At 46.6% G+C, this 266-nt stretch carries 1 protein-coding gene; it reads left to right on the top strand.

Annotated features, from left to right (window positions below; all coding sequences use genetic code 11):
- Nucleotides 1-42: 42 nt before the first annotated feature.
- On the top strand, nt 43-266 hold a 224-nt coding region (locus tag CH339_RS25740; protein ID WP_438646526.1), incomplete at its 3' end, for a sodium:solute symporter family transporter.

Here is a 266-nt window from a genome sequence, read left to right as displayed (position 1 = left end):
ATTTCAAGCGTGAAAGAATTGAAGAGTGCCAGAAGAATTGGCATGGGCTGGATGATCTTTTCGATTTGCGGAGCGATGCTGACAGGACTCGTCGGCATTGCCTATTTCAGTGCGAATCATCTTACGTTAAAGAATGCCGAGACGATATTCATTAAGCTTGCCGACCTTTTGTTCCCTTCAATGATTACGGGGTTCTTGCTGGCCGCCATATTAGCAGCGGTGATGAGCACAATTTCTTCACAGCTTCTTGTAACCTCAAGCGCGCT

The sequence above is a fragment of the Rhodobium orientis genome, assembly GCF_003258835.1.
GTDB lineage: Bacteria > Pseudomonadota > Alphaproteobacteria > Rhizobiales > Rhodobiaceae > Rhodobium > Rhodobium orientis.
The sequence above is the reverse complement of the archived record's forward strand: the minus strand, read 5'-3'. Positions and strand labels throughout refer to the sequence as shown.